The 12,663-nt window shown below is 71.1% G+C and carries 12 protein-coding genes; 10 read left to right on the top strand and 2 right to left on the bottom strand.

Going from position 1 to position 12,663, the window contains the following annotated elements:
* Positions 1-150 precede the first annotated feature (150 nt).
* From NAEX_RS29825 to NAEX_RS29805, 5 genes are read left to right on the top strand one after another with little or no spacing between them, the layout of a single operon-like run.
* Positions 151-2,229 carry a serine/threonine-protein kinase gene (locus tag NAEX_RS29825; protein WP_096330877.1) on the top strand — a complete coding sequence of 693 codons (2,079 nt, stop codon included), beginning with the start codon at positions 151-153 and terminating at the stop codon, positions 2,227-2,229.
* A 33-nt stretch (positions 2,230-2,262) separates the two neighbouring features.
* Positions 2,263-2,805: an RNA polymerase sigma factor gene (locus tag NAEX_RS29820; RefSeq protein ID WP_096330876.1), complete on the top strand. Its 543-nt coding sequence runs from the start codon at positions 2,263-2,265 to the stop codon at positions 2,803-2,805.
* A 55-nt stretch (positions 2,806-2,860) separates the two neighbouring features.
* Complete coding sequence (locus tag NAEX_RS53170; RefSeq protein WP_096330875.1) at positions 2,861-4,213, top strand: hypothetical protein; 1,353 nt, start codon at positions 2,861-2,863, stop codon at positions 4,211-4,213.
* Positions 4,111-4,644, top strand: a complete 534-nt coding sequence (locus tag NAEX_RS29810) for an HDOD domain-containing protein (RefSeq protein ID WP_096330874.1) — start codon at positions 4,111-4,113, stop codon at positions 4,642-4,644. The genes NAEX_RS53170 and NAEX_RS29810 overlap by 103 nt, the downstream gene beginning before the upstream one ends.
* Before the next feature lie 31 nt (positions 4,645-4,675).
* The gene (locus NAEX_RS29805) at positions 4,676-5,740 is read left to right on the top strand and encodes a DUF5694 domain-containing protein (RefSeq protein WP_096330873.1); all 1,065 of its coding nucleotides are present in this window, start codon (positions 4,676-4,678) and stop codon (positions 5,738-5,740) included.
* A 42-nt stretch (positions 5,741-5,782) separates the two neighbouring features.
* Here NAEX_RS29805 and NAEX_RS48475 read toward each other — a convergent pair whose 3' ends face one another.
* Positions 5,783-6,241 carry a hypothetical protein gene (locus NAEX_RS48475; protein ID WP_143141451.1) on the bottom strand — a complete coding sequence of 153 codons (459 nt, stop codon included), beginning with the start codon at positions 6,239-6,241 and terminating at the stop codon, positions 5,783-5,785.
* On the opposite strand from NAEX_RS48475, the gene NAEX_RS29800 reads away from it, so the two are divergent.
* On the top strand, positions 6,233-7,048 hold the full coding sequence (locus NAEX_RS29800; RefSeq protein ID WP_143141450.1) for a hypothetical protein: 816 nt from the start codon (positions 6,233-6,235) through the stop codon (positions 7,046-7,048). The genes NAEX_RS48475 and NAEX_RS29800 overlap by 9 nt on opposite strands.
* On the opposite strand, the gene NAEX_RS29795 is transcribed toward NAEX_RS29800, so the two are convergent.
* Positions 6,990-8,150 carry a leucine-rich repeat domain-containing protein gene (locus tag NAEX_RS29795; protein WP_096330871.1) on the bottom strand — a complete coding sequence of 387 codons (1,161 nt, stop codon included), beginning with the start codon at positions 8,148-8,150 and terminating at the stop codon, positions 6,990-6,992. The genes NAEX_RS29800 and NAEX_RS29795 overlap by 59 nt on opposite strands.
* A 215-nt stretch (positions 8,151-8,365) precedes the next feature.
* Between NAEX_RS29795 and NAEX_RS29790 the strand changes: the two genes are divergently transcribed.
* The 4 genes from NAEX_RS29790 to NAEX_RS29775 all read left to right on the top strand — a co-directional run bounded on the left by NAEX_RS29790 (position 8,366) and on the right by NAEX_RS29775 (position 12,659).
* Positions 8,366-9,481 carry a hypothetical protein gene (locus tag NAEX_RS29790; RefSeq protein ID WP_143141449.1) on the top strand — a complete coding sequence of 372 codons (1,116 nt, stop codon included), beginning with the start codon at positions 8,366-8,368 and terminating at the stop codon, positions 9,479-9,481.
* A gap of 38 nt (positions 9,482-9,519) precedes the next feature.
* Positions 9,520-10,674 carry an RNA polymerase sigma factor gene (locus tag NAEX_RS29785; protein WP_143141448.1) on the top strand — a complete coding sequence of 385 codons (1,155 nt, stop codon included), beginning with the start codon at positions 9,520-9,522 and terminating at the stop codon, positions 10,672-10,674.
* Between the two features lie 213 nt (positions 10,675-10,887).
* Positions 10,888-11,484: a helix-turn-helix domain-containing protein gene (locus NAEX_RS29780; RefSeq protein WP_096330868.1), complete on the top strand. Its 597-nt coding sequence runs from the start codon at positions 10,888-10,890 to the stop codon at positions 11,482-11,484.
* Entirely contained in the window at positions 11,418-12,659 is a 1,242-nt protein-coding gene (locus NAEX_RS29775) for an ISL3 family transposase (protein WP_096330867.1), read from the top strand. Before NAEX_RS29780 ends, NAEX_RS29775 begins: the two co-directional genes overlap by 67 nt.
* Positions 12,660-12,663: the final 4 nt, after the last annotated feature.

Raw genomic sequence — 12,663 nt, 5'->3', positions numbered from 1 at the left:
CTCCTCACAACCCCTCTCCCGTCAGCCCGGCGGATCGGCTCACGGTCCCGGCAACAATTTTCGGACCCCGCGTATTTGTAGATCAAACGATGTTACGCTCGGGACCGGCGCTATCGCGCGCAGTGCCGGCTGGAGTATCGTGCGGGCGTCGTGTCGACCGTGACGTTCATGCACCGTCTGGAGGACGTGGAGGCCCTGGAGCGGCGGCTCCGCGAAGAGGTCCTCACCGCGAACCTCGCGGGCACGGCGGTGACGAGCACCGACGGCAAGTTCCAGGTGCTCCGGGTGCTCGATCACGGGGCGAGCAGCGTGGTGTGCGAGGCGCTCGACACCAAGCTCAAACGGCGCGTGGCCCTCAAGCTGTTCCCGGGCCTGGCCGACGATCGGCTCGCCCGCGGGGTCAAGCGCGAGGCGCAGGACCTCGCCGGGGTCTCGCACCCGAACATCGTCATCGTCCATGACTTCGACGTCCTCAAGCTCGTGCCGGGCGAGCACCGCTGCTTCTTCGTCGCCATGGAGCTCGGGGTACCGCTCAAGAAATGGCTGGAGGAGGCGACCCGCAGCCACGAGGAGATCCTGGCCACGTTCAAGCGCGTCGGCGAGGGGCTCGCGGCGATCCACGCGGCCGGGTTCGTGTACCGCGACTTCAAGCCGGGCAACGTGGTCCTCGTCGCGGGCGTGCCGAAGATCGTCGACTTCGGGCTCGCCCTCTCGGCGGCGGCCGGCGGCGACGCGAGGCGAGCGCGCGTCGGTACGCCGGCGTTCATGTCGCCCGAGGCGCTCGCCGGCCAGCCCCAGGACGCGCGCAGCGACCAATTCTCGTTCGCCGCCGCGCTGTGGAAGGCGCTGTGCGGCGCGCTGCCCTACGACCCCGGATCCGACGATCCGGGGCAGCGCCGGCCGCTGCATCCGCCGAAAGTGCCGCTCCCGGAGCCCGTGCTGGAGGCGCTCCGGCGGGCCCTCGACCCCGTGCCCGACCGTCGCTTCCCGGACATGCCGGCGCTGCTGGCCGCGCTGCCGCTGACCGAGCCGGCGCGCGGACCGTCGGCGACCGGGCCCGCGCCGGCCCTCGGCATCGACGTCGACTCGACGACCGAGCTCGTGCCCGTGCGCCGGCCGACGCGCCGCAGCGTCGCGCCCTGGTTGGCGTTCCCGGCGGTCGGCGTGTTGTCGGTCGGCGGCGTGCTGATGGCCATGGGGTTCTGGGACGCCCCGCAAGCGACGGAGGTGGAGGCGTCGGCGGCCGAGGAGATCGAGGTGATGGAGAGCCCTGCGGCGCGGCCGTCGGGAACCGACGCCGAGTGTCCCGACGTCGCCGCCGTAACCGGGGTCTGGAGATTCTCGGCTGCCGCCGAGTGGGCCGAGCAGACCTTCCACCTCGGGAAGGTCGGGCGGTACACGCTCGAGCTGACGCGCGACGGTTCGCCCTGCGGCCTGTGGGTCGACCTGCGCAAGCTCGGCAACGACGGCATCGTCTACGCCCAGCCCCGCAGCGACCGCCAGCGAGTCGAAGTCGCATGGGCGCGGCCCTTCACCGGCGTTTTCGCAGGGCGCTTCAGCCCCCGGAAGGCGGGCGAGGCCACCGCCGATCACACGTACGAGTTCTCCTTCGTCGTCGACGGGGATCGGCTGTACGGCGACTTCCACGCCGAGGCGGCGGGCGGCAAGCAACGCTTCTCCGGCGTGGTACGTGGCGCGCGTACGACAGTCCAGGACGCGCCGACGGACGACCTACCCTGCACCGTTCTGTGCGGGGCGCGTTGCCTGGGCGCCGAGGCGACGGCCGAATGCCGACAGGCATGCACGGGCGACGCGTGGGCGGAGCCCACCTGCCCGCCACCCGATGCGATCGCTACGATCGGCTTGCCGGCGAAGACCGGCGCGTGCCGCGACGCCAGGGGGTTCGCTGGGCGATGGCTGTTCCTCGCGCGCGACCGCACGAGCCGGGAGCAGCGCGCCTACGAGGTCGAGCTCGGCGCTGCCGGGTGTGACCTTGTCGTCGCGTCCGCACTCGACAGCGAGCGGAAGGACGTCCCGTTCGACGGCAAGGGGCGCGTCGATGGCTCAGGCCTGTGGCAGATCGAGCTGACGAGCGGACGGAGCGCGCGCGAGCAGGTGCGACACGTGTGGTCACTCGTCGGCCGCGACCCCGCCTTCGGCGAATTCACGGCCCGCCACGGCGACGAGCAGCTCGCGGCCGGCGTCCTCGCGGCGTACCGGCGCCCGTGAGCCGAACACCCCGCCTCGCGGGACAGGAGCAGCATGGCCAAATTCACCCCGACCGAGATCGCCGCGCTCGTGCGCGCCCACTCTCACCGCCTGCACCGCTTCTTCAGCAGCAGCGGTGTCCCGCGCGCGGAGGCGCAGGACCTCGTGCAGGCGACCTTCGAGGTGCTCCTCCGCAAGCTCGACGGCACGATCGACGACGTCGAGCGCTATCTGTGGGGGATCGCCCGCACGAAGCTGCTGCAGGCCCGGACCCGGCTCAAGACCTACGAGGAGTTCCACCAGTCGCATTTCGCGGCTTCGACGACGACCCTCAGCCAGAAGGTCGATCGCCGCCTGCGGGTGTCCGTCCTGCTCGCGCGCCTCGACGAGGAGGAGCGCACGATGTTCCTCATGCGCTGCGAGGGTCTGACGATCGAGCAGATCGCCGCGGCCACCGAGAAGGGCCCGGCGACCGTCAAACGCCGCCTCGCCGAAGCCCGGCGCCACATCGACGCGATCGCCAGCGAGACGCGGACGCCGGACGACGCCATCGGCGTCGAGGACGTCGAGGACAGTTACCGGCACGACGGAGCGTGAGCCGATCTGCCCGGCTGACGGGACACCTCCATGCCCAAGGCGGCAGGAGGACCCGATGCCGAAGCAGACCCCCTTCGTACCATCCGCGCTGACCACCATCCTCGGAGAGATCGACACCACGAAGGCGCAACTGGCCGCGGATACGCCGGAACGGCAGAGGCTCGTCATGACCGCCTGGATCGCGCGTGCGCGGGCAGCCCAGGAGCGCGGCCACATCGCTGAACGGCACGTCCATGCGGTCGCGCAGGTCCTGCAGGCCCTGGGGCAGACGTGGTGGCCTGGCATCGTCCCCGCGCTCTCCCGCTCGATCCGTCCGCAGCGCGTGTTCCAGGGGACACCGGAACGCCTCGGGACCTGGCACGCCGTCGCCCGCGAGGCGGCGGAGCGGTTGCGGCACGTGCCGCGCTGGGCCGACGACGCGGCCTGCGAGCCGCGGCCGTTCGCGCCGGCGGCGATGTTCGCGGCCATCGACGAGGCTCTCGTCGCGCTCGGCGGCCCGCTGGGCGAGGCGGCGTGTCCGTCGCCCGAATCCGTCGACCAGGCGTCGCGGCGAATCGACGAACTCCGCCGGACAGCCGCGGAGCTGCGATGGCTCCGCGGTTGTGTCCCCGGTACGGCGTGGGGCGCGGCGATGGGCCGGCTGCGGGGGCTCGCCCGGGCGCTCGGAGCGGAGGGTGGACCCATCGAGGAAATCCTCGACCCGACTTTCGTTCGCTCCTCGTGGGCGCAGTTCCTCGGGCGGGATCCGCGTCGTGAGGCTCTTCTCGCCGAGATTCCTGGTCCGGCCAGCGACCCTGAGCGCGTACTGACCTGGCTGCTGCGAGCCTTCGACATCCTCGACAACCCGTCGTTGATCCCGCTCTGCCGCCAGTTTCAATCGCAGATCCTTGCGCTCCGACCCGAGCTCGCCGAGCGACGCAGTCGCCGCCGACTGCGCGCACTGCAGCGGCGGTTGGTGGGGGTCGAACTGCCTACGCGCAGCGAGCCACAGGATTCGTGGATGCTGCGTCCATCGGCCCAATTCGCAGCGTCGATCGAGAAGGTGCGCGCGCGATTCGCCGGTCGACGCGCGCTGTTCGTCAGCAACCGTAGCTTCCGGGAGCTCGAAACGCGCATCCATGAAGAACTGGGCCTCGAGTGCGAGACAATCGCCTCGGTCGGTGCAGCGCGCCGCCGGCAGGCGCTCCTGCGTCGAATCCGTGGTGGAGCCTATGACCTCGTGCTCGTCGCTCACGAATTCTCAGGGCACGCCGACACCGAGCAGTTCGCAGAGGCGTGGATACCGACGAATTCTGGAAGAGCAGCATGGCCTGCGCCGGCTACGGCAAGTGGCTGGCCAATGGCACCGGCGCCGACGCCGGCGACGCATGGCTGTCCGGCATGGTGCTGCGCCTGGGCGAACTGCTGATCTACCAGGTCGCGCCGACGGCCTTTGCCGAGATCGAACAGCTGCCGCACCTGCCAGGTGCCCGCTGGGAACGCGAACAGCGCTTGCTGGGCCGGTCGGAGGGCCAGTTCACGGCCGAGTTGTGCCGCCGCTGGAATTTCCCCAAACGCATTGCCGATGCAGTCGAGCGCTCGTCCGGCCCGATGGCGGCCCTGCCCTTCTGCAAGCTGGCCGGCGTCGTGCACCGCCATCGTCGACACCCTGCCGCGCGATGTCGCCGACGCACTCGGCCTTGGCATGGACGGGATGCGCGCACGCTTCCCGTCTCACGCGTCGTTCGCCGCGGCGGCCCGATTGCACCTGGGCGGCGCGGCTCCGCCGGACCCGCGCCGCATGAACTGACACGTCTGTATCCGTTTTTACTGGACCAGGACTTTTTCTTGCCCCTATGATCGGGAATCCTGACAGAACGGAAACCCGACCATGATACGTGCCAGTGCGCTGCTGTTCGCATTCTTCTGCTCTGCTGCCTGCGCGCAGCAGCCCGGCTTCGATCCGAGCAAGCTGAAAGGGCCCGCCCAAGGGCCGGCGAACGAGGTGCTGGTGCTGGGCTCCCCGCACCTGTCCCAGCTTCCCAAAACCTTCGACCCGGCCGGCCTGCGCCCCGTGCTCGACCTGCTGGCCGCCTGGCGCCCCCAGGCGATCGCGATCGAGGCCCTGTCGGGGCCACAGTGCGATTTCATGCGCCGCTACCCGCAGCGCTACCAGGACAGCATCGAATCGTATTGCTGGGATCCGGCCCCGGCGAGGACCGCCACCGGCCTCGACGTGCCGTCCGCCACCGCCGAGGCGCACAGGCTGCTGGCCGCCTGGCCTGCTTCTCCCACGGCAGCGCAGCGGCGCCGGCTGGCTGCGGTGTTCCTGGCCGGCGGCGAACCGGCTTCCGCCATGGTGCAGTGGCTGCGCCTGCCGCAAGCGGAGCGCCGCGCGGGCGACGGCCTGGACGGGGTGCTGGTGGACCTGCTGACCACGCTGCAAGGACGGCGCGACGAAAGCATCCTGATCGGCGCGCAGCTGGCGGCGCGGCTCGGCCACGAGCGCGTGTATCCGATGGACGACCACACGGCCGACGGCCCGAGCACGGACGAGAAGGCGGCCGGCGCGGCGATCTCGAAAGCCTGGGACAATCCGGCGACAAAAAAACGGCTGGCCGCCTCCGCGGCGCGGGAAAAGTCGCTCGGCACGGCAGAGGGCGTGCTGGCCATGTACCGCGCCGACAACGCGCCGGGCGAAGCGAAGCTCGCCTACGACAGCGACTTCGGCGCCGCGCTGGAAGAACCGTCGCCGCAGCGCTTCGGCCGCAACTACCTCGGCTATTGGGAAACACGCAACCTGCGCATGGCCGCCAACATCCGCGAGGTGCTGGGCGAGCATCCCGGCATGCGCATGCTGGTCATCGTCGGCAGCTCGCATAAAGGCTACCTCGAGGCCTACCTGCACCAGATGCACGACGTACGGATCGTCGACACGGGTCCGCTGCTGCGCTGATGTCGTGCAGGCTTGCAGCAGCAGCCCCGCCGTCGGTCCGGCTCAGGGGATGTCCGCGACGGTCACGCCGAGCCGCTCGACTTCGCGGGTCAGGGCGCCGCGACGGGCCGCGCGGATGCGGCAGCAATCTCGCAGCCTTGGTGAGCGGAGGCGCGCGGTCGTGCGGATGCAGAGCCGGGCGTCATGCCCGCGTGCGCGAGGCCGGGCGTCTACGTCCCGCGACAGACCCACGACTGCGACGCCGCGGTGCTCGTGCGCCGGCACCTCACCGGCTTCCTTGAGCGGCTCGAGGAGAGCGGCCACGGCCTGCTGCCGGAGTTCGTGAAGGCCGAGCTGGAGGGGTTCGCTGGGTGCGGTGACTTCGCGCGAGGGTTCGTAGTCGAGGCCGACGTTGAGGAGGAAGGTCAGGCGCGCGGCGATCTTGCGCAGGGCGCCCTCGGCGATCGTCTTCTGCGCGCCGGTCAGCTCGAGCGCGGCGAAGTGGGTCGCGGCTTGCTGCACGGTGAGGGCGGTGGCCTCGGCGACCTCGCCGGCGAGACCTGCGAATCGCAGGGCTTCGGCGGCGGCACCCTGGGCTGCAACGCCGATTGCGGCGGCTTCGACGTGTCGCAGTGCGACCCGTGCGGCAACGACCAGATCGACGACGACGAGACCTGCGACGGCGCGGCGCTGGCCAACGAGACCTGCGAGTCGCAGGGCTTCGGCGGCGGCGCTCTCGCCTGCAACGCCACGTGCGACGCGTTCGACACCTCGCAGTGCGACGTGCTCGACCCCGGCGAGACCTGCGACGGCGCGGCGCTCGGCACCGCGACCTGCGAGTCGCTCGGCTTCGACGGCGGCGTGCTGACGTGCGCGGCCGACAGCTGCGGCGCGTTCGACACCTCGGGCTGCATCGGCCGCGGCAACGACAAGCTCGACGGCGACGAGCCGTGCGACGGCACCGAGCTCGGCGGCGAGACCTGCGAGACCCAGGGCTTCTTCGGCGGGACCCTGGCCTGCAGCGAGCAGTGCGACGACTTCGACCTGTCGCAGTGCACCGATTACGGCAACAACCAGATCGACGCCGGCGAGACCTGCGACGGCAGCGACCTCGGCGGCGCGACCTGCGAATCGCAGGGCTTCGCCGGCGGCGTCCTGACCTGCGCCACCGGCTGCGGCGCGTTCGACACGTCGGCCTGCACTAAACTGAGTCGCCGGGCTCGGTGCCCCTTCGAGGCGACGGCGCCGCGGCGCCGTCGCCTCGTCGACGTCAGCACTCGCCGCCGTCCCAGAACATGGCCAGGCCGAGGTCGCACAGCGCCGGGATGAGCGTGTCGAGGCTGTTCGCGTCGAGCGGGTTGCCGGTCACCGCGAGGAGGGTGTTGCTCACCGCGCACGGAGCGTCCATGAACGGGGCCAGGGTGGTGATCTGATTGTTGCCGAAGGCGAAGGTGAACGTGAGCGCGGGGTAGTTCTGGAGCGGGGATAGGTCGGAGATGTGATTGTTCGGCAGCGTGAGCATCCCGAGGGAAGGAGGGGGCACGGCCGGGAGCTCGGTGAGGCCGGTGTTGGCCGCCGAGATCGAGAACAGCTTCGGCGCGCCGGAGAGGACGTCGAGCCCCTCGGCCAGCGGGTTGTCGTCGACCGCGAGATAGCGGAGCTGCGGGTGATCGGCCAGCGCGCTCAGGCTGGTGATCTGATTCTCGCGCAGCGACAGGTCGAAGAGCGCGCTCGCGTCGGCCAGAGGTCCCACATCGACGATCGCGTTGCGGTCGGCGTACAGATAGGTCAGGCCGGGTAGCGCGGCGAGCGGCTGCAGGTCGACGATCGCGTTGTCCTGGAGCGCGAGCAGGTTCAGCGCCGGCAGGCCCGTGAGCGTATCGAGCTCCGTGAGGCCGTTGTTCTTCAGGTCGAGCCGCCACAGCCGAGTCAGCCCGGCCAGCGGCGAGAAGTCGTGGACCGTGGTGTTGTTCAGGGTCAGATCCTCGAGGTTCGAGAAGCACTCGAGACCGGCGATCGAGGCCACGCCGCCGTCGACGACCAGCATCTCGAGCTCGAGCGCCGTCTCGGGCGAGATCGGCCCCTCGGCGATCCCCAGCGCGTCACGGACGACCTGCAGGAGCACCTCGTCCTCGAGGACGATCTCGCTGCAGTCGACGGGCTCGGGGGCGGTGGTGGAGGTGACGTCGGGCTGGTCGGTGGTGCCGCTGGTGGTCTCGAGGGTGGGTTCGCTGGTGGCGGACTCGTCCTCGGGCGCGCCGCCGGTGGACCCACCGGAGGTGGGCTCCGTGCCGGGCGTGGGGGCGGTGGTGGTGGCATCCGTGGTCGCCGTCGCCTGCGGGCTGTCGCCGACCTTGTAATCGAGGACGCACGCGGACAACCAGGCCGAGGCGAGGACGGCGGCCGCGGGCTTGAGCTTGGACAGGATCATGCATCGCTCCTTTATTCGTGTCGTTCTCCGGGGGGCGGCGGATCCTTCACGACGCGAGGTGAAAAAATTTCGCGGTCGTCGGCGCGCAGAGAATGTCGTCAGCGGCTCCACGCGCGCGAGCCGGAACGAAGCGCGATCGAGCGAGGCGAGTCACCGGGTCGGATGAAACCGGCGAGCCCGGCCGCGGGTCCTGCCCTGAAGGGCGCGCGTTCGCGGTGCACCGAGTCGTCGCGGCGGCGCTCGTGGTAAGTTCGTCGTCCTTGCCAATCGTCACAGCCCTCGCCGCGCTGCTCGCGGTCCAGGTGCCCGACCCGGCGTCGGCCCGATTGGTGTGGGACGCGCCGAAGGACTGCCCGGGGCGCGAGGACCTGCTCGCGGCGATCGAGCGGCGGCTCGGGCGAGCGTTCGCGGGCGAGGTCGAGGTCGAGGCCCGGGTGACGCACCACGCCGAAGCGCCGCGCTTTCGCCTGACGATGCGGGTCGGCCCGCGAGGTCGCGCGGCGCCCCGCAGCCTGACGTCCGGGCGCTGCGCGGCCCTCGTCGACGCCGCGGCGCTGCTGGTGGCGGCCGCGGTCTCGCCGGGCGAGGCGGCGGCGACGGAGGTGCAGCCCGGCGCGGACCGGGCGCAGCCGGTCGGGGACGCGGCGAACGAGGTCGCCGAGGTGGAGGTCCAAGCAGAGGCGGTGGAGCCGGAGCCGCGGGCCGAGCAGGCGCCGGAGCTCCCCCCGACACCGGCGGAGCCGGAGGTGTGGGAGCCCATGGTCGTGAGCTCCGAGACGCCGCTGGAGGCGCCTCGGCGAGCGCGGCGGCGGCTCGGCGGGACCTTGAGGCTCCAGGGAGGTCCCGAGCTCGGGGCGCTCCCCGGCGTCTCCGGGGCCGCGATGGTGGTCGGCGGTCTGCTGTGGCGGCGCGCGCGGCTGGAGCTGCGCGGTACGTTCCTCTCGCCGCGGACGGAGGTGCGCCCGGAAGGGTCGCTGCGGGCGTTCGCCGGCATGGGGGCGGTGCTCGGCTGCGGGCGGCTGGGCCCGCGGCGGATCGAGATCCCGCTGTGCGGCGGGCTGGAGCTGGGGGGCGTGCGCGGGACCGCCACCCGCGCGGCCGGGGCGCGCGGCACGACCGGGTACTGGCTGGCGCTCGTGGCCTCGGCCGGCGTCGCGGTGGCCGTGCATCCGCGGGTGCGCCTGGGCGCGGCGCTCGAGGGCGTCGTGGGGCTCCTGGTGCCGAGCTTCGAGCTGCGCGATCCGGGGCCGGATCTGCCCCTCTTCACCTCGTCCCGGATCTCGGGCCGGCTGCTCTTCACGGTCGAGCTGCATTTTCGCGATCCGCGGTGACGGAAGCCGGGGCCGCCGGAGAACCGAACCAACAGGTCATGCACGACACGGCGACCGCTCGCGCACCCGGACCCGACGACGAACCGCGCCGCGCGCGGTTCCACGCCCTGTACTGCCGCGAGTTCGAGTTCGTGTGGGTGGCGGCGCGTCGCTTCGGGGTGCCGCGCGCGGCGCTCGAGGACGTGGTGCAGGACGTGTTCATCGCCGCCTATCGCCGGCTCGACGCGCTCCACTACGAGGTCTCGCCGCGCGCGTGGCTGTTCACGGTGACGCGGCGGGTCGCGTGGCGCTACCGGCGAGGCGCGACCCGCCTGGCGCGGCGCGTGGCGGCGCTCTCCGAGGCCGGGCCCGCGAGCCACGAGGCCCCGCATCGGCAGCACGACGCGGCGCGGCAGCTCGAGCAGGCGCTGGGCCAGCTGGGCGGCGACCTGCGGGCGGTGTGGGAGATGTCCGAGCTGCTCGGCATGAGCGGGCCGGAGATGGCGGCCGAATTGGGGGTACCGCTCAACACCGTCTATTCGCGGCTGCGTCTGGCGCGAGGGCAGCTGCAGGCGCGCCTCGGGGAGGCGGAGCTGGCCGCCTGCGCGGCCGCGACGCGCCGCGACGACGCGCCGCCGCCCAGGCAGGCGCGGCGCACGTGGGTGTTGCTGGGGCCGACGCTCGGCAAGACCGCAGCCGTCGGCGTGCTCGGAGCGGTGTCGGCGAGCCGCGCGGCGGTCGCGGCGACGCTGATCGTCGCGGGCGGGGCGACGCTGCAGGCGGTCGCGCGCACCGAGCTGCGGCCGGAGAGCGAAATCCGGGCCGAGGTCGAGCGGGCCGAGAACGATCTGTCCCGAGAGACAGATCGTGCGGCGAGCCCGGCCAAGCCGAGCCCCGAGCCGCTACCGGTTGTTCCGACGCCTGCCCCGGCCCGGGCTCAGATCGATCGGCTGTCGGCCGAGGTGGCGCTGCTCGACGAGGCCCGCGCCCGCCTCGACGAGGGCGCGCCGGCGGCCGCGCTGGCGCTGCTGACCACGCATTCGCGCGAGTTCCCGCGCGGCGCCCTCACGGACGTGCGCGAGGCGGGGCGCGTCGAGGCCCTCTGCGCAATGCAGCGCGGCCCCGAGGCCGAGGCCGTCGCCCGGCGCCTGATCGCGACGCACCCGAGCTCGCCGCTGACGCAGCGATTCGAGCGCTACGCGTGCGCGCCCTGATTTCGACGCGCCCTGCTTCGGGTCCCGACAACGGGGACACGCCGACGAGGAACACCCGGGCTCACCAGCGGAGCAGCACGTGTCCGATCGTGATGCCCGGACCGACGGTGAGCATCAGCGGTTGCGTGTCATCTAGTGCTGCGACCGTAAGGTAGCGATCCGAAAACGATGCGCGAATTTGCGCTCTGACCTGGAACGTGATCTACGGGTGCCATGAGGCAGAAGAAGCCGCGGCCCCGGTTCCCCGGACTCAAGCTCAAGGACGAGGATCGAGAGCTCCTGCGCCGAAAAGCCCGGGAGCGGCTCACGGTGCGGACCTGGAAGCGAATTCGCATGCTGCAGTTGCTGGACGAGGGGAAGACGCTGGCGGCGACGGCGGCAGCGGTTGGATCGGCGGTCCCCTCGGTTCGGCGGGTTGGAGAGCGGTATCTCGCTGCGGGCGTCGAGGTCGCGCTCAAGGACGCGAAGCGACCGGTCCCACCGCGGAAGCTCGATGCTCGGCAAGAAGCCGCGATCGTCGCCATGGTCTGCGGGCCACCTCCTGAAGGACGCGCTCGGTGGACAATCATGCTCATCGTCGAGGAGTGCATGAAACGCAAGCTCGTCGACCAAGTCGGCCGGGAGACGATCCGGGTGTTGCTGAAAAACCACGCGCTCAAACCGTGGCGGGAAAAAAATGGGCTCTTCAGGGTTGAGGGTGGCGTAGGTTGCGCGCGAAATCGCGCCGTGATATCGTGCGCGAAATGGCAGAGACCGAACTCTACGCCCGAATTCTCGGTATCGAGGCTCCCTGGAGAGTTGCTGCGGTGAAGCTGCAGCTCGGGCAGGGGCAGATCGTCATCGAGGTCGAGCACGACCCCGATGTGCCGACGACGTGCCCGGAGTGTGGCCAGGCTGTTCCCCGTCACGATACGCGGACTCGCCGATGGCGGCACCTCGATACGTGTCAGTATCGGACGATCATCGAAGCCGGCGTACCGCGGACGTCGTGCCCGAAGCACGGTACGCTCACGATGCGCGTCTCGTGGGCGGACGGTAGCGCTCGGCTCACCGCGCTGTTCGAGGCGCTGGTGATCGACTGGCTCCGCGATGCGCCGATTGCAGTGGTCGCGGAGCGCCTCGGGCTCTCGTGGGATCAGGTCGCCGGCGTCCAGGAGCGTGCAGTACAACGCGGACTCGAGCGCCGCGAGGTCGCGCTGCCGGAGATGCTCGCCGTCGACGAGACCTCCTTCCAGCGGCGCCACGAGTACGTCACGATCGTGCATGACCCGAAGTCCGCCAGCAAGCGGGTCATCCACGTCGCCGACGGACGCGGCAAGGGGGCCCTCAAGGGCTTCCTGAGCGGCTTTTCGCGCCCAGAGAGGGCTGCGGTCTCCGTGGTCGTCATGGACATGCACGAGCCCTACATTCAAGCTGTCCGCGAGGCCATCCCCGATGGCGACGCGAAGATCGCCTTCGACAAGTACCACGTCGCCGCGCGCCTCGGTCAAGCCGTCGACCACGTGCGACGCGAGGAACACCGCGCTCTCCACGGCCTCGGCGACAACCGGCTCAAGGGCACCAAGTACCTCTGGCTGCGCAACCCCGAACGGATGAGCAAGGAGGTCTGGGACGACTTCGAGGCGCTGCGGACGAGCTCGCTGCGGACGGCCCGCGCGTGGGCGCTCAAGGAGGCGGCGATGGAGGTCTGGCAGCACACCTCGCCGAGCAACATGCGGGACCAATGGGGCATGTGGTACGATTGGGCTATCCGCTCTCGCCTGGAGCCGATGAAGGCCGCCGCGCGCATGGTCAAAAATCACCTCGGCGGCATCATCCATGCAGCCACCGAACGGATCACCAACGCCTCTGCCGAGGGCCTCAACTCGGTCATCCAGAAGCTCAAGTACGTCGCCCGCGGCTTCCGTAACCGCGACCGCTTCCGAGCTGCGATCTACTTCCACCTCGGCGGCCTCGACCTCTATCCTGCCGGGATCACGCGCTGAGTCA

This window comes from Nannocystis exedens (assembly GCF_002343915.1).
Classification (GTDB): Bacteria; Myxococcota_A; Polyangia; order Nannocystales; family Nannocystaceae; genus Nannocystis; species Nannocystis exedens.
The sequence above is the reverse complement of the archived record's forward strand: the minus strand, read 5'-3'. Positions and strand labels throughout refer to the sequence as shown.

Excerpts from the sequence above, each read along its gene's own strand:
- NAEX_RS29780 (WP_096330868.1), top strand. The coding sequence starts at position 10,888 with ATGAGGCAGAAGAAGCCGCGGCCCCGGTTCCCCGGACTCAAGCTCAAG.
- NAEX_RS29810 (WP_096330874.1), top strand. The coding sequence starts at position 4,111 with ATGGCCTGCGCCGGCTACGGCAAGTGGCTGGCCAATGGCACCGGCGCC.
- NAEX_RS53170 (WP_096330875.1), top strand. The coding sequence starts at position 2,861 with ATGCCGAAGCAGACCCCCTTCGTACCATCCGCGCTGACCACCATCCTC.
- NAEX_RS29795 (WP_096330871.1), bottom strand. The coding sequence starts at position 8,150 with ATGATCCTGTCCAAGCTCAAGCCCGCGGCCGCCGTCCTCGCCTCGGCC.
- NAEX_RS29820 (WP_096330876.1), top strand. The coding sequence starts at position 2,263 with ATGGCCAAATTCACCCCGACCGAGATCGCCGCGCTCGTGCGCGCCCAC.
- NAEX_RS29785 (WP_143141448.1), top strand. The coding sequence starts at position 9,520 with ATGCACGACACGGCGACCGCTCGCGCACCCGGACCCGACGACGAACCG.
- NAEX_RS29805 (WP_096330873.1), top strand. The coding sequence starts at position 4,676 with ATGATACGTGCCAGTGCGCTGCTGTTCGCATTCTTCTGCTCTGCTGCC.
- NAEX_RS29775 (WP_096330867.1), top strand. The coding sequence starts at position 11,418 with ATGGCAGAGACCGAACTCTACGCCCGAATTCTCGGTATCGAGGCTCCC.